Raw genomic sequence first — 21933 nt, forward strand, 5'->3', positions numbered from 1 at the left:
TCGGGAAATAAATAGCTATGTTATTGAACCTGAATTAACTGAACCCCTAGTACCGGATGCCCATCAGCTGTAATGCCCTGAATGACCACGCGCAAGGTTCGCACAACGTCCGACAGTGGGAAACGGAGTTGGCTATGCCCCTGGCTATCGGTTTGCATGAGTGGCTTCCAGTATAATACATCGCGCTGATCGACGGGGCCAGAAAGGTTGTTGGTTGGTGCCTCCGCATCGTAGCGGGGTACATAAAATTCACGCTGTACCGACGGATAGCCAATGAGTTTAACGGCCCTCATCCCCTCGCTAGGCATCGCGTTTCCACGCATAGACCGGGCACTTTTGGTGTAAAAAGCAATGACTCCATTTCCTCCCCGAGCACCGTATGTGCCAGTCGTAATAGCGCTTTTCAACACTTCAATACGTTCAATGTCGCTTGGACTAAAGAAAAACAAAGCCGTTCCATCGGGGTCTTCAATGGGCATACCGTCTATCAAATACAAAGGTTGTGAACCCATGACAAAGCTAGTCGTTCCGCGTATCGAGACACGATAGGAAAGCGCTACCGCTGCTCCTACGCGTTTAACCGTCACGCCCGTCAAGCGCCCTTGAAGCATTTCGTATAGATTCTGGTAGGCTGGCGATTTCTCATCGACTACAATAACAGCATCGGCCTCATGGTGCAAACTACGCTGCTGAATATCCTCGGGTCTTTTATCGAATTTTTGCGCTCGCACGGTCACTTCGCTTAGCTCCTTCGCCGTTTTATCGCGGTAAAAATCGGTGTTTGCTTCCTGCCGAATTCGAGCCGCTTCCAGTTGAGCTTTCATCGTCGACCAGTTTGGCATATCGATTGGCATGCTGGTGGGCTCCCATCGTTGCCCCGGTTTTTCCTGAACCAGAAAGGCGTCTTTAGCCGAAAGGGTATGCTGCTTACGATCGGCGATTTTCGTTACTAATTGTACCGTATCGGCAATGGCCATCCCCGCCAGCTGGAAACGCCCCTGCTCATCAGCAATTGTTGATTTAACGAACGATTGTCTGGGGCCTGTCGACATTACGGTGATCTGGGCACCGGGTATGGGGGCTTTTTGGGCATTCAAAATACGACCTCTTAAGGATATGCCACCAAGCGAATCCGCTTCGGGCGTGCCACTAACTCGTCGCCAGCCCTGGGTCAGCAGCAGGTCGTCCAGCGCTCGACGGGTTTCGGACGAGTGATTCATGACGTAGCTATTGGGGCTTTCGATACGGCCCCGAAGCTCTCCTGTTAGCAACAAGTGCGCTGACAATGTGGCGTTGGCGGTATCATCGGGCACCTGGCCTGCATCGGTAATCGACGCCGATAAAGCGGCCTGAGACGATGATCCATTATGGCTCAGATTGATGCTCAGGATGGCTTGCTCGCGTGGCAGATACCGCTTTTTGTTAAAAGCCATTAGCACCCGCACCGGCGCAGTAAATTCGGGAACAAAAACTAGTCGCTCGGCTTGAGGGTTGGCGCTGGCATCGTACAGAGTGATTTGCGCCAGGCCTGGCAACCAGGTCATCATAGGCAGGCTTACCTTTGCTACCCCATGTTGCAGGAGAATTTTTCGTCCATCAAGTACACGGCCGTGTTGCTGAATCAGAATATAGGCGGAGTCGAGCGCGGTTCGATTAGTACTTAGTATGGTCAACGCCAGACGGGTTGTATCGCTGGTTACATCGGCTGAAAGTAAGAGCCCTTCCGTTTCGGGTCTGGGTAACGGAACGCGCTGGGGCTGGTTGTTGTAGGCTATATCGGCATAATAGGTCCGCTGTGGCTTTGGCGTCAGCGAGATACTGCTCATACCTTGCCGATTCGTCTTAAATCGGGCGACTTCAGCCCCCAAATCGTCGATAATACGCCCTTCAATGGTCAGGCCATGCCCATTCGGTTGCACAATTTTTACACCTAGCCGTGCTGCTAAACCCGAAATCCAGCGACCTCCTTCTGGTAAAATCTGAACATCAGCCTGTTGAGCGATAGAATCACTGCGTATAGATGCGTTGGGCCGAAGCAGATTATAGACGGCTACAGACCGCTCGAACGCAGGACGTTGCTGGGCGTCGTCTTCATCGGTATAAGCGCGAAGACGATAGGTTCCCGTTAGGAGTGTATCTGACAGGCGAAAACTGCCTTCACCGCGCCCGTCAATAATACGTACCCACTGGTGTTGCACGAGCCTGCCTGCTGACGACAGTAGATCAACATGAATAGCTGTTTCACCACTGGCTCGCAGGTAGCTAGCCGGGTCGAGTACATACGTACTCATCCACAGCCGATCGCCCGTGGCGTAAAAAGGCTTATCGATGTGAACAAACACGGTAGGCGCCAGCAGCCTGAATCGCTCACTGAAAGCCGCTGCGATACGCTCCAGGCGAGTATCAGATGGCGCGAGCTTCCCTTGTGTAGCCAATGGTTCAGTCGAAAGCGTCTCTTTCGCCATGTCGCCGGGTTTCCAGTCGGCTGGCAACATAGTCGATAGCCGGTCATTCCCCATCGAGCCTTTGACTTCCAGGCCTTCCGGCATCGTAATAACCCCATCGACCGTCATTTGCAACTGACCTTTGGGTAGTCTCATTTCTGTGTAGGCATAACGAGCATCAGGATAAGGAGAGAAATTTGAATTTGCATTCGTGTAGAATACAATCAGCTTCATAGGCGAAACCAATCGCCGTTCAGTCGATAGTCGGCCGGGTTGAATCAGCGTAGAGGTTTGAACGGGTATTAATCGTTTATAGTCATTAACCGCAGCCGAGAGGGTAATAGAACGCTGTTCCAGGGATACCATTTTAGTCAAATCTTCCTGATAGACCAGAAAACCAGCCTCTTTGAACGTATTATTCGTCAGGCTAGCCATTAAATGGCGAATAGATCCTTTGTAAGCGTTCAGTCGGTTCCGCTGGAAGCGGTTGGCTTCCCGTTCGTTTTCGGGTTTTAATTCATCAAAACGGGCCGTACCCCCATAATACGCTTCTCCTGACGTACTACCGTCAAACTGTTGCAGATCATAAATTAGTCGATAACCCAGCGCCTGATTTTCGATAATCAAAGGCGTAGAAGCGGTTGCATATAGATGATCTTTATCTTCTTTAAAGCTGAGAACATCACTGTTTACGAGCTGGCACTGCCCACCGAAGGGCTCGCCGAAGAGCAACTTTTTAAACTGACGTAACTGCCGTTCTCTATTCTTCGGATTGCCCTTTACGGTTACAGCATCCAACGTTTGCTCACTGGCTTTCAGCCGAAAATTGGCTGTTTGCGGAGAGGTGTTGTCAAACCGGATTGTGCGTTTATCAGACTGATAGCCAACAAACGAGGCAACAATCTCAACCGTACCAAGAGGAATTCCAGTAAGGGTATACGTGCCTTTTTCGTCGGTGATAGCTCCTCGCGTTGATCCATTGATATAGACGTTGGCAAATGGCATGGGCTTTCCCGTTGTGGCATCTGCTACGGAGCCGGTCAATAAGGCTGTTGGCTGGCCATGAGCCAATAAGAATGATCCTAAAAACAGGAAGGCCGCTAACCAGCCGATGATGAATAAACTCCGCATAGTCATTGAATTGCCCTCTCAAAAGGACCACTGATAACTAATTATACCTATGGCTGTACTAGGCAATAGGCTGTGAATGGCAAGCGTGTAGATTGGACTGGAAAGCTTATCGTAATCTCTGTTTATGAGGTCGTTGACAACGTTTGTCGTCGTTGGTAACTTTGCCCGTTTAAGCTATTTATGTATATCCTCCGAACACGTATGTTTTGTATTCGCTCGCTTATAAGCTCCTCGTTTTTAGCTGCCCAAACAGTTGTATTTACGTTCGGACAGATAGTGCAACCCGGCGATGCAACGCACCGTAGTCAGATTGCTTCCGATCTGAGTGGGATCGATGGGTTATACGATGACCAGAATAGCCTGATTGCTATTCAAAATCGGCGTTGACCATCCGCTGGCCAGCGAACCTGCCCTGGGCGTTATGGTTGGGCGTCGGTTTTATTATATTGCCAATAGCCACTGGGATGCTTTCGATGAAGCGGGCAAATCCGTACCTAATTTCCCGGCTCAAAAACCAACAGTTCTGGTATTCCCGCTGAATGAAAAGCTGGTAACTTAGAAAGTACCTATAGCAGACAGAGTAGACTTAGTTCTGAGTTTGAACCGAAGCTGTAGCATTATCAAATGTTAAGCGAGCGTTTGTACCAAACTGAATACGTTTGGCCTTAGCATTCGGAATGGTTATAGTAACCGTATGCCCATCCTGGATTTGGACGAGATCGCATAACGTGGGCACCCTACCACAACTCCAGGTGGAGGCCGATGACCACAAACCCGATGCTAAGCTCTGACAGGGACCCCTGGAAATGATAATATCATCAATCCGCAACTCATCCCGAGCATTGCTGCCCACCCCCGTCCAATAGTACTGCCACAACAACTGAACATAGGGCTTGTTCAACACAGTGGCTGGCAGAGCCACCGGACCCAGTACCTGACTATCGCCCGCTGTGGCACTACGCACATACTCGACAGGGTTGTTCTGACTGTCGAGCACATCGGTGAAGGGCCCTGAGTCGCCCACCCGGTAGCGGAGCCGGATGCGGTATTGCTTCACATTGGGTGTGACCGTACCAGCCGTCCACTGAACATAGGCTTCGTTGAGACCACTGGTTCGGATGGCCAGCAGGGCTCCCCCCAGGGTGGAGGCCACGTAGCCCGGATTGGTGTTGTTGTTGCCGGTGTTGATGAAGGAGAAACCGTTCTGATTGAGTCCGTTGATTCGGGTACGGCTGGTAAAGTTGTAGGCGCCAGTGACGGTGTTTGAGATGGTGGCCGATAGCGTGGGGTCTTCCTGATTCATAGAGACGAAGACCATGTTGGGAGGGTAGCTACCCGCTGGTGCGGAGTCGGGCCACTGGTCGAGCTGGTAGTCGCAGGTGGCCAGTGAGTAGGCGGCCGGGAACGAGTTGAAGGATTCGTCCAGGTAGAATACGGCGGTCAGGCTACGGTTGGCGGATGGGTTGAAGGTGTATACGGAGTCGGTGGAGATAGAGGCATTTGCTTCTGTCCAGCGGACGAACTTGTATCCGGGTTTGGCTCTGGCAGTGATGGTGACAGCGTTACCCTGGAAGTAGATTCCGGTCCATGGGTAGGGTTGCTGGGGAACGCCTACGGTAGAAGGCAGGATGGTGATGGAGTTGACGTTGACGTATCCTCGGGCGGTGTCGGAGACGTTAAGGGTCAGGCTGCGGTTAGCACTCAGGCTAAACTGCTGCCGTATATGCTTTCGGACGGAGTCGGGACGAACCTGTAGAAAATTCATCATATTTCCAATGTTCCCGAGCCAGCCGTTATAACTGGTGTTGGTTATCCATCGATTAAAATGTTCGGCCATGTTAGGCTGGTACTGCTGTTGCATGGAAGTCAGTAATGCCGTCGTTCGGGTGGGGTTGAAGGTGGTGTTCAGCAAGTCGGCGTATCGGTTGATGAAGTAGGTTTTAAAGGCTGGTATAGCGAGCAACCGACGCAAATAAACTGTGAATTCAGCATCCTGGCCCGTATCCAGCGCCGTTGGGAATACGTTTTTCTGCGCATAATTCTGCCCGGTTATTCCCCAGTCGAGATCCCGAATCATCCATCGCCACCGGCCATCGTGCCCGCGAGGAGCATTGGGTTTATACTGGCTGGTCCGTTTACGCCACATCGAGAGGTTGTTGTGAGGCCAGTCGGTGTTGGCTACGAAAATCTCCGACATCTGATAATCGGCGAAGCTCTCCACATCCATCAGCGTTTGCACATAGGTGTAATTGACCGGACTGGTATTCATGAAGTAGTTCTTCAGAGCAGTAAAGCTGGTTAGATCACCCTCGGTAGGCTCGTAGGTATATTGCGATACTTCTACCATATCCACACTGTCGGTAGCTACGCCGTAGTTCTGGTTGATGTAGAATCGATCATAGCGTTCGTACAGATTGGAGACACCCCAGTATTCGCCGTTGAAAAACAGGGCTACAGGTCGGTTCGACTGCGTGTCGAAGGGAAGATGCCGAACCATGGTTTGTCCGAACGCATCTACCAGTGTGGTGTAATCCCAATCGTTGCCGCCATTACGAAGCAGGAGCCGATCGTAAACGACGTTGGTTGGCCGATTGTCGAAGAAAGGATAGGCGAATTCGCTACTTCCATACAGACGAACACTTTTACGAGGTACGGATCGGGAGCAGCCGCCATGTGTCCGTAAGCCTATTGGCTGGTTGATAACCGAAGCGTTATTGATAAAGAATTCGACATTGCCTGGTCGTTCCCAATCATCACCTTCGTTAAAAAAATTGCCGGTTGTACAGAAGGAGGTGCCTGCGCTGGGATTGGCTGCCCGCCAGGTATCGAAGGTTTTTCCGGCTGTATAAATACCTGTGTTGTAGTCAAATAAATGCTTCTCATTTAGTGAAACCGAAACGACAGGAATGTTATATCGGGGGAGCGAGGGGGAGACGAAGTAGGTTTGCGTGACGATATCACTGGGAATGGCATCGGGTTTATAGACCACCGCCCGCACCACCGTGCCCTTAAAAACTGGACTTGTAGGGAAATAGGTGGGGGTATAATTCCAGGTCGATGACTTGACGGATAATTTATTCGGTGAGCTGGTTTGGTCAGTAATGGCTATCGTTGTCGAATAGGGGAAAGTTTGATAAGAGCCTGTCAGGAGCGGACCAGAGGGTTGACCTGGTTGTTCGGTATATCTGTTTTTATACGTATACGTAACGGAGTTGGGATTGGTAGGATCGGGGTCGGAGCCATCCAGCGTATAGTAAATGGTTGCCGTTGGATCGGATGCACTCAGTGCCAGATTGAAACCCGTCGAATAAAAGCCTCCAGCCTGCGAAAATGTCGGCCCTGCCAGCCATGCTGTATATCCGGTTTTTCCATTATTCGATGCCTTTGGCGTGCTGTTGGCTTTCTGAAAATAGACCCAGCTGGCACTGCCGTTGGGCTGGCGACCCCAGGATATATCGGCCCGCTGGGGTCCGAAACGCAGCGTATCCACCACTGTGGTGCCATCCGGTTGATACAAGCCCAATTGCTCCCCACTGGCCGACAGGCTGAAACCAATGTGATCGGCTCCCCGGTTGGTCTGCCCGCTGGCCCATACCAGCAGAAAACCGTTGGCGGGAATAATCGTTTTGGTGGATCCGGAAACGAACTGGTATTTGGTGGGATTAGTCAGGTTGTCGGTGATGAAATAACCGGCGATGTTGACTGAGAAGGAGTTAGGGTTATAGATTTCGAACCAGTCTTCAAAGGCCCCGGTCTGGTCGGCGAGGGTCGTTTGGTTGGAGGCCATCAACTCATTGATATAAAGTTGCTGGCTGCGTGCAGAGAAGTTAATGCACAGAAAAAAGATGGTGAGGGCAGTAATTGTTTTCATAAGCGGTACTACGCGTACTGGGCAGGCGATATATAGTTAGAAAGTGCCTGGCTGATTTAATTGGATAAAACACGTACAGACTTTTAACGGGAGGCTTTAGTAGAATGGCTATCTCCCAAAAAACGGATTGAGAGCAGGTATAACTAGACAGAATTATATAAGTAAACTTATTTCTGCTATAAGTAAAAAGAGGGCAAGTGCCTTTGTTGGGGCTTCAAATATACTTATGGGAGTTGCAAATGTATATAGTCTTATGTTGGTTTGTCTATAATCTTTACTGGAAGGTATGTAAATGCTAACCCTAACTGCGTGAAGCTTGCAGCGGAGTAGCGCGTATCACTCAAATTGAAAAGCGAAGTACATGCAGTTCCCCTTGCTCGTGTTCTGAAGGGCGTGAGGCACATTCGATTCCAAAAAAATCAAATCCCCTCTGGTCGACGGGCAGAGCTTGCCATTGATACTTTCCTGAGCGTTGTTATCAACCATCAGCAGGATTTCGGCGGCCCGGTGCGTATGGGGAGCATGGCTCCATAAACCTTCACGAAGCGTGGTCACGTGCATTTCAAACCGTTTGGTCATGGCCGTAGCCCGGTCGAACATCCGCCGGATTCCCCCTTTATCGTGTGGCTGAAAAGGAACCTCGTTCCAGTCGATCCAGAAGGAACCACCTGCTATCTGGCCCCGCTCCCGGTCGACAGGTAGTCGGGACGTATACCGCATCACGTAATAGGTTGTCGGGCTGCCTTCTTTATTGCTAAAGCCGTGCTCATCGCCGGGCATGATCAGGGCAATGCTGCCAGCTCCCAGCGTTTTTGTTTTGCCCTCTATGGTAATTGTCAGTTTGCCTTCTTTAATGATAATTAATTCTTCGTCGTCATGTTTATGGGCTGGATGGGGCGCCTGATGGGGAGGTAAGGTGGTAGCGTGGACGTCAATATGGCTGAAATCAATGGTGTTTCCTTCAAGAATTGGTCGTTGTTCCGAAGCTGCTTTTTGTACAACAGGCGCTTCGGCCCAGGCATATACCTTCGAGTCGATGGATTGGCCAATCACCAACTGAAACGGAATAGTCACCGACAAAGTGGATAGGAGTATAACCAGTAATTTCATAAACGAGACAACGTCTGCCAGTAAAAAAAGCAATGAAGAACAATAGTTTGTTCATATGTGATAAGGCAGAAGTCGGGCGTACTTACTGCTACTGGTGAAGTTGGGCATGTCCAGGCGATACGATGGTGGTGTATAATCTCAATGGGAAGCTGACTGTAAAGAGCCAAATAGAGGAAAATAGTTGAATTGCCAGGATACTATTGCGTGAAATGCCTCATTTGTAATTTATTATAGGGGATATGTACTAATTTATTTGAAAAAATTATACCTTGGTCGGTATTCCACTACAGGACTGTAACTATATGAAGGTCATCATATTGGGGGGAGGGGTAGCTGGTATGAGTGCAGCCCACGAATTGATCGAACGTGGGTTTTCTGTCGATATTTATGAGAAAAAACCGTATTACATGGGCGGTAAAGCCCGCAGTGTAAACGTACCGGGTTCGTCTCCAGATGATCCTGATGGCCAACATTCAACGGAGCCTGGCGCCGATGCCCAGGCGTTACCTGGCGAACATGGCTTTCGTTTTTTTCCGGGTTTCTATCGGCATATTACCGATACCATGAAACGAATCCCTTATACAGCACCAGACGGGAAGAAAAACGCCCAGGGTGTGTATGATAATCTGGTCGATGTGACACGGGTGGGTATTTTGCGAAATGGGAAAAAGCCGATCATCACCATCGTTAGTTTTCCGAAGTCCCTGGCCGATTTGAAAGCGGCTCTGGAAGTACTACATACACACGATACGGGGCTGCTACCAGGCGAAGCGCACTTTTTTGCTACGAAAGTCTGGCAATTGATGACTTCCTGCCAGCGTCGGCGTGATATGGAGTATGAAAAAGTTGGCTGGTGGCAGTATATGGAAGCTGATGGGCACAGCGAGGCTTATCGGCACCTGTTGGTAGAAGGGTTAACACGGACACTGGTGGCGGCTAATGCCAAATTTGCCAGTACCAAAACAGGGGGGGATATTTTTATTCAGCTACTGTTCAATATCGCCAATCCTGGGATGCATACCGACCGGGTATTGAATGGCCCTACGAGCGAAAAGTGGCTAAAGCCCTGGGAAGACTATCTGACCGCTAAAGGAGTACGGTTTTTCAAAAGTGCGCTGGTGCAGCGGGTAAACTGCGTGAATGGAAGCGTTCAGGCGGTCGATATTCAGAATTGGGAGAAGGGGGCCCCCTACGATCCCCCTGCCCAAGGAGATTATTACGTGCTGGCTACGCCCGTTGAGGTGGCAGCCGCCGTACTACCCGACGAACTAAAGCAAAGTATCGGTAGTCTGCAATACCTGGATGATCTGGCGGCCGATGTAGCCTGGATGAATGGCATTCAGTTTTACCTGAATCAGGTGATTGACGTTGTGCATGGGCACTGTATCTATGTCGATAGCGAATGGGCACTGACATCCATCTCACAGCTTCCTTTCTGGGACGATTATGATATCAGCAAGCGCGGCAACCGTCGGGTAAAAACTATTCTATCTGTCGATATATCGGACTGGCTTACAGATAGTCCCGACCTGCCGGGGTTGCCAGCCATGAAGGCCAAAGATTGCCAAACCTTTGATGAGATTGCCGACCGGGTGTGGGCGCAGTTGAAGCGTAGTTTGAACGTCGATGGCACCATTGTACTCAGCGATGACATGAAAGAAGGGGCTTTTCGCGAGAACGACATGGTATACCGGGGGTACTTTCTCGATCACTCCCTGAACGAGCAGGCGCCACCTAGTAAACGGGATCCGATGGCTTCGGTGGTCGGGCAGAAAGGGCAGAAGGGCGATGTGCTGGTCAACCACGAGCCACTGCTGGTCAATACCGTAAATAGTTGGTTTAAGCGACCCAGTGCCTATATACCGGGTTTGTCGAATCTCTTTCTGGCTTCGGACTATGTGCGCACCAATACTGATCTGGCTACGATGGAAGGAGCCAATGAAGCAGCCCGACGGGCGGTCAACAGCATTATTGATGTGTCGGGAGTCGATGCTCCGCTCTGCTCGGTCTGGGATTTACACGAGCCCGTCTTTTTTGCCCCTTTCAAGTGGTACGACAACTGGCGTTTTGGGCGAGGGTTACCTTATAAAAAGCCTCCCGGCTGGTTCGATGCCCTGATGGTGGTCTGGGGTGTTATGTATGCCATTGGATTTCTGCTATATACTGCCTGGACGGCCCTTACTACCTGGACCCAGAAAATGCGATGATAAACCAACACGATTATACGAACCTTGAACTCATTACGTTCGGAGTCGGCTGCTTTCTGTGGGTGATGGTTTACTTCTTCACGCTACGAAGCATTCGGCTGCATCGGTTTGTCGAAATTCCCATTGTGACAATATGGGGGAATATTGTGTGGGAGTTTCTATGGAGCTGGGTCTTCGTGCCGGATATGGGTAGCCTGTTTGTGTGGGGCTATCGGGTCTGGTTTTTTATGGACTGCTTTATTGTGTATGGAGCCATCCGGTTTGGGTATAAGCAGATCAGTGTCCCGTTGTTTCGGCAGCACGTTGGTCTTTTGACGGTGTTGGGTATACTGGGCTGGCTGCCCTTGCTCTATTATTACATTGCCGTGTACGATGCACCCCTGAGTCATATGGGGGCTTACTCCGGCTATTTACTGAATATACTGATTTCGGCTTTATACATTACGCAGGCTTTGCGGCTCAATAACTGGGCGTTGTTCTCATACCCGGCGGCCTGGTGTAAAGGGGTCGGTACACTCCTGATTTCCATATTTTGTTTCCTGCATTTCACCGATCCGTTCCTATTATCGATGTGCGTTATTACGGCTATCCTTGATGGTGCCTATATTGTTCTCTTCACCAGGCAGTCTACTCATGCCTAACCGTTATGAGCAAACTAGTACACTGGAAAGATAACTTTTGGAAAGGGTTTGGTTTTGACGGACTGGAGCCTGAAGAATTTAAAAAGCGGACATCTGCCGTTTTGCTGGCTATTTTTACGATAGGGGCTGGGTTGTGTTATTCGTTGATCTACTCTTTTTTAGGTTTCTCGTCGCTGGCTTTTGTTGTTTATACCTACGTGCCTGTATGCCTGCTGAACATCCTGTACCTGCGTTTTTCGCACCAGTATCAGGTTTTCGGCGGTATTCAGCTTGTGTTAATTTTTATATTTCCTCTAGCCGCCCAATTGGCTATCGGCAGCTATGTCGATGCCAGCGCCGTTGTTCTGTCAACGTTTCTGGCACCCGCAGGGGCACTCATTTATGCATCACGCCGGATTGCGCGTCTCAGCTTTTATTTGTTCATGGTGGCCATTGTGGGCGTAACCTGTTGGGAGTATTTTTTCGGGCGACCCGAAATGGTACTACCTCGCGGTATTGTCCTTATCTTCTTTTCCTTTAATCTGATTATTGTCTGCGCCATCATTTTCTTCCTGCTCGAAAGTTTTCTCCAAAAACAGGATGAACTTCGTGCCGAATTGCGCCAGTCGCTTCATACCCTGAAAATCACGCAGAACCAATTAATTCAGTCCGAGAAACTGGCCAGCCTGGGCGAGCTGACTGCGGGTATTGCGCACGAAATTCAGAATCCACTGAACTTCGTCAATAACTTTTCAGAAGTAAGTACCGAACTTATAGAGGAGCTAAAAGAAGAGGCCCAGGCCGGACGTATCGACGATGTGCTGGCTCTCGCCAACGATCTGGATCAAAATCTTAAAAAGGTTATCTTTCATGGTAAACGGGCCGGTTCCATTGTGCGAGGAATGCTGGAGCACAGCCGTTCTGGAACGGGCGAGCGGCAACTGACTCAACTGAATGACCTGGCCGATGAATACCTGCGGCTGGCGTATCAGGGGCAACGGGCCAACGACAAAACCTTCAACTGTACGCTTCAAACCGACTTTGCGTCAGGGCTTCCTCAACTGAATCTGGTGCCGCAGGATATAGGTCGGGTCTTGCTGAACCTTTTTCAGAATGCCTTGTATGCGGTACGGCAACGGCAGAAACAGGAACCTGTTGGTTATACGCCAACCGTGTGGATCAGTACTAGTCAGCAACAGGGACAGGTCGTTGTCAGCGTAAAAGACAATGGAACAGGTATGTCGGAAGTGGTCAGGGGTAAGATTTTTCAGCCGTTTTTTACGACCAAACCCACGGGTGAAGGAACAGGATTGGGCCTGAGTCTGAGCTATGACATCGTAACGAAAGGGCACAATGGCACACTGGACGTGGAGAGTCGGGCAGGCGAAGGGAGTAAATTTGTCATGAAACTTCCTCTTGTATATAACGGACCCAGTTCGGCTAAACCAAAAACAACGTAAATCGGCTACTTATTTACTCATATCTACCAGTTATTCATTTCCCCGTTGACGGCCGGTCCCTGGCGTATTGTTTTGTGACGACAAGTGAGCAATACCTCCTTGACTAAATCATAGCAAGACAATGGCAAACGAAAAAACAATCATCGACGAGTGGGCGGTGAAAGACCTGGAAGACGGCTCTTCCCTTAAAGTTACGGTTATGAGTTGTTCCGAACTGGGTAATCAATCCCTCCCTGGTATTCAGGTTTGGTATCTGGGTTATATTGTTAACTACGAACCGCTGATTGTAGAACGTTGGGCATATCAGGCATCGAAAGCGGGTGTTGATGAATACCTGCTGGAAGACCAGTCGTGGATGGTGCATGCCGATCAGTTTATAAAAAACTACCTGGTGCTGGGCTCTCCGCTGAAAGCCAAAGTAGAAGTTAAAACGCGCTCATCCAAGGTGATTACTAAAGAGTACGAGCTGCCTTTTGAGGTCTAGAAACCCATGACGCCCCTGTTTCGCAAGGTTTTCCGCGTTTTATTCTTCCCCATTAGCCTGTTATTCGTCCGGTGCGGTAATTCATCGCTATCGACAGGAACTGTAATCGATCCTTCACTGCTTCGGGTGAGTGTTAACGTTTACCAGTCTACTGATGAAGATGGTGACCTAACGGAGCGTGTGGATGCCTATGTTAAAGATGCCAAGGATCGGTCGGTGGCTAACCCAAATATTCAGGTGAAAGTGGATGGACGTAAGCTGCGGCTGACGACCGGATCAACCAATTATTATAGCTCTTATGCTTATTACATGCTGGCTGATACCACCTGGCATGTGGACGCTACGAAAGCGTATCCTGTCTCGATTGTACTGACCGATGGAAAAGAATATAGCCTGGGTACTATGCAGGTTCAGCCAACGCTTACGCCCGCTTTATTTCTGCCTCCTAAAACCCACAGTCGACGCCAGGCATTGACCCTATATTGGCAGGATGTAGAACCGAACAACTGGTTGGTCAGCCTCTGGAAAAAGTGGCATGGCGAAACCTCCAAAACAGAATTGACGGTTTCGAAAAGACATCGCACCGTTGATGAGTGGAACAATGTATATTACGAAGGCCAAAGTACTGACGAGGCCGATTATCTGCTTAAAGAAATAGGATCGGGTAAGGGAGCCCTGACCGTTCCTGTGACTTATTTCCAGCGGTCGCAGAACCCATTTAACGAACTCTCGCTGATGGTCAATTCGGAGAAACAAGTCACCGTCGATGCACCTTTCCTGAAGGGGAGTGCCATCAGTAGTACACGCAGAGCTCTTTACCGCATAGACGTAACGGATTAGAAAATACAGACGGGCCCATTGCGTTGGCAACGAGAACCTTTCCGACTAGCGGCAGTTATCTCTGTTCAATAGGTTGAACATACTATGATGACTGTCTCAACGCAAACAAAAGCCCTGCTGTGGGGATTAGCAGGAGTTGGCGCCTGGGTAGCCCTAAAGTCGGGACTGGCCAGGCAACGTAAAATCGATTTTCAGGGAAAGACTGTGGTGATTACAGGTGGATCACGCGGACTTGGACTCGAAATGGCCCGTATTCTGGCGCAGGAGGGGGCTAATCTGGCTCTGTGCGCTCGCAACCCCGCCGAACTCGACGACGCCCGAAACGAATTGCTGGCCTATGGCGGAAGGGTTTATACACAAACCTGTGATCTGACTGATAAGCGCCAGATTGAGGACTTCATCGAAGACGTCCGCCAGGCGCTCGGCCCTGTCGATGTGCTGATCAATAATGCCGGAACGATTCTGGTTACCCCTTTCGAACACAGCACTGAAGCCGATCTTCGGGAGTCGATGGATACCAATTTCTGGTCGGCTTTTCACACCATCAATGCTGTGTTGCCCCATATGCGCCCTCGTAAGGCAGGCCGTATCGTCAATGTGACCTCCTTTGGCGGGAAAGTGTCGATTCCGCATTTGCTGACCTACTCGGCCAGTAAATTTGCCTTTGTAGGCTATTCAGAAGGCATTCGCCCCGAATTACAGAAAGAAGGTATTTATGTAACAACCATCTGTCCGGGCCTGATCCGAACGGGCAGTCCGCGTAATGCTTATTTTAAAGGGCAGAACGAGAAAGAGTATGCCGCCTTCAAAATTGCCGGATCGCTCCCTTTTTTCACCATCGACTCCGCCGAATGTGCCCGTGAAATTATAGAGGCCTGCCGCTATGGTGAAGCGGAACGTATTATTGGCCTGCCCGCTAAGATTGGCGCTTCCGTTCAGGGATTGGCTCCGAATCTGCTGGCGGAAGTTATGGGAGTGGTAGCCCGACTGTTGCCAAATCCTGGCGGTATTGCGGAAGAGGCAATAAAAGGGAAATACAGCGAAACACCGTTATCCGAATCCTTTCTGACCACGCTGACCGACCAGGCCGCTCTACGAAATAATGAACGGGCGGAAGAGTAAAAGAGCGAAACCTGCCGGATAAAGCGCTCTTTTACTCGTTCGCTATTTGAGTTTACTCCTCCTCAATGCTTACATCGTGTTTTTTTGCCGCTTTTTTGATGCGCTCTTTGATCGTATCTACCTCATCGGCATCGTATTTGGCTGCGTTGTCTTTGTGGTTGATGTAACTCCAGGCCGCCCGAACGTGCTCAGGCGTATCAATTGGGTATTTTTTGTTGGTTTGGTCGGCGAATTCAACGTCTCCGTATTTATGTTCGCCTTCGGTCGGCCGGACGTCATCGCGCCGACTGATTGTTGAGTCAGTTGCCATAGTCGTTGAGTGTTTGGTTTATCTCTATAAAACGTTGCGGGTCGATCGGTCATCGCTCCGAAAAAAAATCCATAAACATAAATTGTTGTTCATTCGTCAACGATCCTGTTTCAGGGAATGTTTAGGTAAGTAATCCATCGGTCAGGATTAACGCTGACCGGTCAATACGTTGACGATCACATAAACACTGTACAATGTCTGTTCTTTTTTCGCCACTGGGTCTCCGAAGCATTCAGCTTAAAAATCGCATCGTCGTTTCTCCGATGTGTCAATATTCAAGTCTCGATGGTTTTGCCTCCGACTGGCATCTGGTTCATCTGGGAAGCCGTGCTGTGGGTGGGGCAGGGTTGATTTTTACGGAAGCAACGGCTGTATCGCCCGAAGGCCGCATTTCACCCGACGATCTGGGGATCTGGAGCAATGAACATATTGCTGGATTAAAACGCATTACAAAGTTTATTCAGCAAAACGGATCGGTCGCAGGTGTCCAACTGGCGCATGCTGGTCGAAAAGCCAGCCACCGTCGGCCGTGGGAGGGAGGGTCGTTGCTTTTACCAACCGAAGAGCGCGGCTGGCAAACCGTAGCGCCCAGCGCGATTCCGTTTCAGGAAGGACAGCCTTCCCCTCTGGCACTGACCGCAGAAGGCATTGAACAGGTACTGACTGATTTCGAAAAAGCGGCTCAGCGTGCTATCGAGGCAGGTTTTCAGGTTGTCGAAATTCACGCGGCCCACGGTTATCTGCTTCATCAGTTTATGTCGCCACTGAGTAATCAGCGGACGGATGATTACGGCGGACTGTTTGGCAACCGGATTCGCTTGTTACTGGAGGTCATTGAACGCGTCCAAAGTGTGTGGCCGGGCGATTTGCCGCTGTTTGTGCGTATATCCGCGACCGATTGGACCGAAGGCGGCTGGACAATCGATGATTCGGTGGCTTTGGCTAAAATTCTTCATGAAAAAGGGGTAGATGTAGTTGACTGTTCGACGGGAGGTAATGTCGCCAGAGCAAAAATTCCGGTTGGGCCAGGCTATCAGGTTCCATTTGCTGAGCGAATCAAACAGGAAGCAGGTATCAAAACGGCGGCTGTTGGCCTGATCACATCGGCCGAACAGGCAGAGGGTATTCTGGAAAACGGACAGGCCGATCTGATCTTGCTGGCCCGCGAATTTCTACGGGATCCGTACTTTCCGCTACATGCCGCGCATGCGTTGGGCGATTCGGTCAATTGGCCAGTACAGTACGAACGCGCCAAACCTCGCTGAAAATTCGGTTGAGTATAAACAATTTATCCGCAGAAACAGTAATCTTGCCAACGAAAAGCTAAATAACCAGTTGTACTATCACCATTTATTAACTCAAAAGAAATCATGCGTTGGTTAGGAGGACGTGAAAGTGATAATGTCGAAGACCGCCGGGGAAGCGGTGGCGGTGGACTACTTGTAGGCGGGGGTATCGGTACCGTTGTCATCGCCATCATTGTTACCTTGCTGGGGGGCGATCCATCAGAAATTCTAAATCGGTCGTCTCAGTCATCGGCTCCGGTCAATCAACAGGCCGACGACCAGGCCGCTTCGTTTACCCGGAAAGTGCTGGCCAGTACGGAGGATGTCTGGACCAAAATTTTTGCCGAACAGGGAGCACAATACCGGAAGCCGGTGCTGGTTATGTACCGGGGAACAACTACATCCGGCTGTGGCACAGCCCAGGAAGCGATGGGGCCATTCTATTGCCCTGCCGATCAGAAGGTTTACATTGATCTGTCGTTCTACGATGAGCTGGCTGAGCGCTTTCAGGCACCGGGCGAATTTGCCATGTCCTATGTGATTGCGCATGAAATTGGCCACCATATTCAGAAACAACTGGGGATTATGGATAAGGTAGACCGATTGCGGCAGCAGCTAAGCGAACGGGAATACAATCGGGTTTCGGTCCGGCTGGAGCTACAGGCCGATTTCTTTGCGGGGGTCTGGGCAAATCACGCACAGGGGCAAAGCATAGCCATCGATGAAAACGATGTAGAGTCAGCCCTGACAGCGGCCAATGCCATTGGCGACGATAAAATTCAGGAAGAAACTCAGGGGCGTGTTGTTCCCGATGCCTTTACACACGGCACCTCTGCCCAGCGTGTATACTGGTTCAAAAAGGGACTCAAGACCGGTGATTTAAATCAGGGTGACACATTCAATAGTCGCGAAGACGCCAATTTGCAATAGTTGGGGTTGTCAACATAAAAATAGCCATCCTGAATTTTTCGGGATGGCTATTTTTATACCTAAACTTCTTACGCAGGTAATTGAACTCGCGGTTTCAATACGCCTAACCACATACCTACCAAGGCACCAATAACGGCCGAAATAAAAAACTTAAGCGGAAACCAGTCTAACACCAGGTAAGATGGCCGCTCCTCGTAAAAAATGGCAGCACTTACTATAATTTCTCTAATTGCTGAAAGACCGGGATCAACGCTTTCCCTCGTTCGGAGAGTGTATATTCAATATGGAGAGGCTTTAATTTGATCACTTCTTTAGTCAGGTAGCCTTCGTCCGCCAATTCTTTTAAGGCCAGAGAAAGAGATTGTTTGTTTGCACCTTCGATTATGCGTAGCAATGTGTTGAACCGTAACGGACCCTGCATCGCTAATTGAAAAATTTGCGGTTTTAGCTTGCCAGAAAGCCGCTTCAATAGCTCTTCGGCTGGACAACTCGTTTCAACTTTTTGCATTTTCTTGTAGTCAGCTTTTTTTGACTAATTGACTTGTTGCCTGCTATAAGGCCAATTTTGCAGACGAATTAACCAATATCCTGAAACAGTCTGAGCAACCAGTCAGTAGCTGTTACAGAAAGTAGGCTGGCCAATTTTTCAAAAGGGATATTGACAGCATAACGCAAACTTTAGCAGAAAATTCAACAGGAATTGGCTGGCTCATGCGGAGCTAACCGGCATTAACAAAACGTACAACCTACTCAATATGGATAATACGACCATTAATCCGCTTTTATGCGATGTCGAATCCGGTATGTGTGAACTACCCGGTTTCGATGCAGAAACCAAAACGGGTGTGCCTGCGCAAGCTAAACAGTCTGTCAGCGTCATTTATTTCACCGACCCGATCTGTTCTACCTGCTGGGGTATCGAACCGCAGTTGCGTAAACTCAAATTGGAATATGGGCATAGTCTTGACATAGAATACCGCATGGGCGGGTTATTGCCCGACTGGAGTTACAACAGTGGTGGAATAAGTAAACCATCCGATGTGGCGCCCCACTGGGATGAGGTGAGCCTATACTATGATATGCCCATTGATGGGGATGTTTGGCTGGAAGATCCTCTGTCATCGTCCTACCCAGCGTCGATTGCCTGTAAAGCTGCTCAATTGCAGGGCGAGAAGAAAGCACTGTTATTCCTTCGGGAGATTCGCGAAATGGTTTTCCTGCAAAAAACGAATATTGCAACGTGGGAGAATCTGGAAGCTGCGGCCAGGAATGTAGGTTTAAACGTGGAAACCTTTACTGCCGATTACAACGGGCAGGCTCAGGAGTTGTTTCAGCAAGATCTGGCTTTGGCCCGACAACTAGGTGTTAGAGGATTTCCAACCCTGTTTTTTGTGGACCAGGCTGGTAATCAGGAAAAAGTATATGGATACAAGCCCTATTCCGATTATGAGAACGCCATTCACAAACAACTCCCTTCGGTCTCTAAATCGGCGATTGATACAGACTGGCAAAATTTGTTTGCTATATACCGTACCTTAACCTCCCGTGAATTTGCTGAATTGTCGGGAATGGATCGAAACGAAGTGGATGGGTATCTGCAAAAATTGTCGGAAGCCGGGTATCTTAGAAAATTAGCGTCTAAAAACGGCCCATTATGGATTAGGCAGTAGGCTCGTTCAGCGTGTTTAAAACCGTCTATCTGCGAATTGATTTCTATCCTTACTTCAGATAGAAATCAATTCGCAGATAGACGTTGGATGCTGGTAGGCTTGTTGACGGATTTCCCTGACTCGCCCAGGCAGAGCAAGATCAGTATTTTCTCCTCACACCAGGTTTTCTCTGGAGCTGAGTTCTTTTTTTATTGCCTTTAAATTATTCCAGTTTATAAATAGGATGGGCATAAAGGCAAAAGGAATCACGCCCAGACCTATGCTCGTTGCATTGAGTCCTTTTTTTGTTGCCAGAAATACGACCATAACCAGCAGTGCTAAAAGCATCCCAGCCAATATACCCGTTGCGAGTTCCGTTGTTTTCTTTTGTTTGAGCAAAGCCTCATTGCTCATCTCTTCGATTTTCTGGCCTTTCATGTGTCTGATTTAGCGTTAAGAAAAAGTTACTTTATAGGGGACTATCTGTTCAAAGGTATTTTACAACACCTATAGCGATTTACAACTGCTTTTTGAGCCTTCTGTAGAGGTATAGGCCTATTGACCAGCTCATTATGAGACTGTAAGCCATCAACTTTCCGGGCAGTAGAATAACCTGGATGTATATGAGCCATCTGTTATAATCGTCCGATATGCGAAAAGGGTTGTCGATCAGCCCCCCAAACCAACCCACGTTGGTATAGTCAGGGGTAGCGGTAACGACATGACTTATCAGCACATAGATAGTTAAAAAGCATAGCTTTACAAATACGGCCCTAAATCCTGCATAACCTAAATTGTAAAATACTGTGTAGAGACTGATACCGACCAAAATTAGTCCTATACCAATGGCTACCCAAATCAACCATTTCTTAGGTGGCTCATCGTCATCTGGTTCAGGGGCATTCACTTCCAGTTTGCCAACAGGCCCTGGATTAGTTGGTTCAAGAAACCATTCAAGGAAGCTCATTAATCGATTTTTAGGCCTAATCTAGAGCCCACCAGGATATGAAAATGAAACTTTGTGTCTATTGGCTTCGCCTATACATTGCTGGTTGAAAACAAGGATAGGGTTACTATAGTATTCACTTTGGAGCCCCTCTTGATCCTGTTCGTCAAAGCCTATTTTAGTGCGATTGTATTATACGGATTTGAGATTCAGGGAGCCAATAGTTGTGTTGTTCTGATATCCTGTACTTTATCGATTCGAATACTGTTTAATTCTATATAGGCTGAAAAGCGCAACGAAGCGTAGGGCTTGATCGTTTCGTACTTTTATAACAACTATGCCATTTACGTTACGACTTTAACCAAAACGCAAACAAGTGAATTATTACAGTATATGTGTCATGGGCTGCCTACTGCTCAAGAGTGGTATAGCGGCTGCTCAATCAAACGCTAAGCAGATTACCGTCGAAGTAAACCCTACTGTCGAAACCATTGCCACATTAATGAATCAGTTATCGCCGGAATTCCTACCTGATTCAGCGAAAGACCCGACAGGCTACCGACGCTCACAGTCAATGCGTATCAACGTTAATGCGTTTCAATTGTACGCCAATCATCCAGCTATTGCGGCCACCAAAGCCTTATCAGATAAAATCGGAACAGGGATCTATCTATTGGGGCTTTATGCTCGTCCATTGCCGGCGACCGGATGGCGGGCTCCGGTATCACCGTTGATCCTATCTGCCGTACACGCAGACCCGGATTCAGCGGAATACTTAGCAAACGCCTATATGGATCATGTGGCTCGTTTTTATAAAGATACTCATATGGCCAGATTCATAGCTGAGCAACACCGTACCTACCAGAAAGCGATCGCTCAAGTGAGCCAAAACCGCCCCTCGACTGCTTTTATTCCAACAATGGAACAGTACTATGGTAGCCGAAAGCAGGCTTATACACTCGTTGTAATGCCTTTTTTTATTACGCAATGGGGTATGGGCTGGCAAATCGGGGAAGGGCAGACTGCTCAGATTTTTAACATTAGCGCCCCTTACCGGGATCAGCAGGTGCAAGGGCAACGGGTAGTCGATCCGGGGTTCAATGACAGCGAAGCGGTTCGTACACTTTGTGTCCATGAATTTGGGCACTCCTTTGTTAATCCGCATACTATGCAACCGTTGCTGATGGAGCGCATTAATCAGTATAAAGACTTATTCAGACCCGTACCCAATCAGGCCCAGTATACAGATTGGCTAACTCTTTTTAATGAATTGACGGTACGGGCCGGCGAAATACGGATTGCCCTAAAAATGGGGTTGCCAGCAGAGAGTCAGCGCCTTCAGGAGTTATATAACGAATGGCCTTACCTCGATCATTTTAGCAATCAGTTAGCTTATTATGAAAAGAATAGGGACAAATATCCTGCCTTTACCGACTTCCTGCCTGATCTGATTCATTCATTAGAAAAGCTACGTTCTGTTCGGTAAATCCAACAAGTGAGACTGATGGTCTTCAAGTAACGGA

Annotated in this window: 19 protein-coding genes; 12 read left to right on the top strand and 7 right to left on the bottom strand. The window is 49.0% G+C overall.

The window, feature by feature from the left end; genetic code table 11:
• Positions 1–20: 20 nt before the first annotated feature.
• On the bottom strand, positions 21–3575 hold the full coding sequence (locus BGO59_RS29705; protein WP_293690180.1) for a carboxypeptidase-like regulatory domain-containing protein: 3555 nt from the start codon (positions 3573–3575) through the stop codon (positions 21–23).
• 201 nt (positions 3576–3776) lie between these two features.
• Here BGO59_RS29705 and BGO59_RS29710 point away from each other — a divergent pair, with 201 nt between their 5' ends.
• A complete protein-coding gene (locus BGO59_RS29710) occupies positions 3777–3962 on the top strand; it encodes a hypothetical protein (protein WP_293690182.1) in 186 nt (61 codons plus the stop codon).
• Positions 3940–4134, top strand: coding sequence for a hypothetical protein (locus BGO59_RS29715; RefSeq protein ID WP_293690185.1), 195 nt, complete (start codon positions 3940–3942; stop codon positions 4132–4134). The genes BGO59_RS29710 and BGO59_RS29715 overlap by 23 nt, the downstream gene beginning before the upstream one ends.
• A gap of 27 nt (positions 4135–4161) precedes the next feature.
• On the opposite strand, the gene BGO59_RS29720 is transcribed toward BGO59_RS29715, so the two are convergent.
• Positions 4162–7446, bottom strand: coding sequence for a CotH kinase family protein (locus BGO59_RS29720; protein WP_293690188.1), 3285 nt, complete (start codon positions 7444–7446; stop codon positions 4162–4164).
• 336 nt (positions 7447–7782) lie between these two features.
• On the bottom strand, positions 7783–8556 hold the full coding sequence (locus tag BGO59_RS29725) for a cupin domain-containing protein (protein WP_293690191.1): 774 nt from the start codon (positions 8554–8556) through the stop codon (positions 7783–7785).
• 302 nt (positions 8557–8858) lie between these two features.
• Between BGO59_RS29725 and BGO59_RS29730 the strand changes: the two genes are divergently transcribed.
• From BGO59_RS29730 to BGO59_RS29755, 6 genes are all read left to right on the top strand, one after another.
• Positions 8859–10763 (top strand): FAD-dependent oxidoreductase, encoded by a 1905-nt coding sequence (locus tag BGO59_RS29730; RefSeq protein WP_293690194.1) that lies wholly within the window; start codon positions 8859–8861, stop codon positions 10761–10763.
• Positions 10760–11404: a hypothetical protein gene (locus BGO59_RS29735; RefSeq protein WP_293690196.1), complete on the top strand. Its 645-nt coding sequence runs from the start codon at positions 10760–10762 to the stop codon at positions 11402–11404. Before BGO59_RS29730 ends, BGO59_RS29735 begins: the two co-directional genes overlap by 4 nt.
• A 5-nt stretch (positions 11405–11409) precedes the next feature.
• A complete protein-coding gene (locus BGO59_RS29740) occupies positions 11410–12843 on the top strand; it encodes an ATP-binding protein (RefSeq protein WP_293690198.1) in 1434 nt (477 codons plus the stop codon).
• A 121-nt stretch (positions 12844–12964) separates the two neighbouring features.
• Positions 12965–13327, top strand: a complete 363-nt coding sequence (locus tag BGO59_RS29745; RefSeq protein ID WP_080057919.1) for a hypothetical protein — start codon at positions 12965–12967, stop codon at positions 13325–13327.
• A 6-nt stretch (positions 13328–13333) separates the two neighbouring features.
• Positions 13334–14167: a hypothetical protein gene (locus tag BGO59_RS29750; protein ID WP_293690203.1), complete on the top strand. Its 834-nt coding sequence runs from the start codon at positions 13334–13336 to the stop codon at positions 14165–14167.
• Between the two features lie 87 nt (positions 14168–14254).
• Positions 14255–15289, top strand: coding sequence for an SDR family oxidoreductase (locus BGO59_RS29755; RefSeq protein WP_293690454.1), 1035 nt, complete (start codon positions 14255–14257; stop codon positions 15287–15289).
• A gap of 52 nt (positions 15290–15341) precedes the next feature.
• Here the strand turns inward: BGO59_RS29755 and BGO59_RS29760 are convergent, their stop codons facing one another.
• Positions 15342–15599 carry a DUF6582 domain-containing protein gene (locus BGO59_RS29760; protein ID WP_293690206.1) on the bottom strand — a complete coding sequence of 86 codons (258 nt, stop codon included), beginning with the start codon at positions 15597–15599 and terminating at the stop codon, positions 15342–15344.
• Between the two features lie 194 nt (positions 15600–15793).
• On the opposite strand from BGO59_RS29760, the gene namA reads away from it, so the two are divergent.
• Positions 15794–16864 (top strand): NADPH dehydrogenase NamA, encoded by a 1071-nt coding sequence (namA, locus tag BGO59_RS29765; protein ID WP_293690209.1) that lies wholly within the window; start codon positions 15794–15796, stop codon positions 16862–16864.
• Between the two features lie 105 nt (positions 16865–16969).
• Positions 16970–17815, top strand: coding sequence for a neutral zinc metallopeptidase (locus BGO59_RS29770; RefSeq protein ID WP_293690212.1), 846 nt, complete (start codon positions 16970–16972; stop codon positions 17813–17815).
• A 214-nt stretch (positions 17816–18029) separates the two neighbouring features.
• Here BGO59_RS29770 and BGO59_RS29775 read toward each other — a convergent pair whose 3' ends face one another.
• The gene (locus tag BGO59_RS29775) at positions 18030–18323 is read right to left on the bottom strand and encodes a helix-turn-helix domain-containing protein (RefSeq protein WP_293690215.1); all 294 of its coding nucleotides are present in this window, start codon (positions 18321–18323) and stop codon (positions 18030–18032) included.
• Between the two features lie 247 nt (positions 18324–18570).
• Here BGO59_RS29775 and BGO59_RS29780 point away from each other — a divergent pair, with 247 nt between their 5' ends.
• The gene (locus BGO59_RS29780; RefSeq protein ID WP_293690218.1) at positions 18571–19485 is read left to right on the top strand and encodes a ClpXP adapter SpxH family protein; all 915 of its coding nucleotides are present in this window, start codon (positions 18571–18573) and stop codon (positions 19483–19485) included.
• Positions 19486–19638: 153 nt separating this feature from the next.
• Here the strand turns inward: BGO59_RS29780 and BGO59_RS29785 are convergent, their stop codons facing one another.
• Together BGO59_RS29785 and BGO59_RS29790 are read right to left on the bottom strand one after the other, a co-directional pair.
• Positions 19639–19902 carry a redox-active disulfide protein 2 gene (locus tag BGO59_RS29785; RefSeq protein ID WP_293690221.1) on the bottom strand — a complete coding sequence of 88 codons (264 nt, stop codon included), beginning with the start codon at positions 19900–19902 and terminating at the stop codon, positions 19639–19641.
• A gap of 79 nt (positions 19903–19981) precedes the next feature.
• Positions 19982–20431, bottom strand: coding sequence for a hypothetical protein (locus BGO59_RS29790; protein WP_293690224.1), 450 nt, complete (start codon positions 20429–20431; stop codon positions 19982–19984).
• A 379-nt stretch (positions 20432–20810) separates the two neighbouring features.
• On the opposite strand from BGO59_RS29790, the gene BGO59_RS29795 reads away from it, so the two are divergent.
• A complete protein-coding gene (locus BGO59_RS29795) occupies positions 20811–21896 on the top strand; it encodes a DUF4932 domain-containing protein (RefSeq protein WP_293690227.1) in 1086 nt (361 codons plus the stop codon).
• Positions 21897–21933: the final 37 nt, after the last annotated feature.

The organism is Spirosoma sp. 48-14, assembly GCF_001898575.1.
Lineage (GTDB): Bacteria > Bacteroidota > Bacteroidia > Cytophagales > Spirosomataceae > Spirosoma.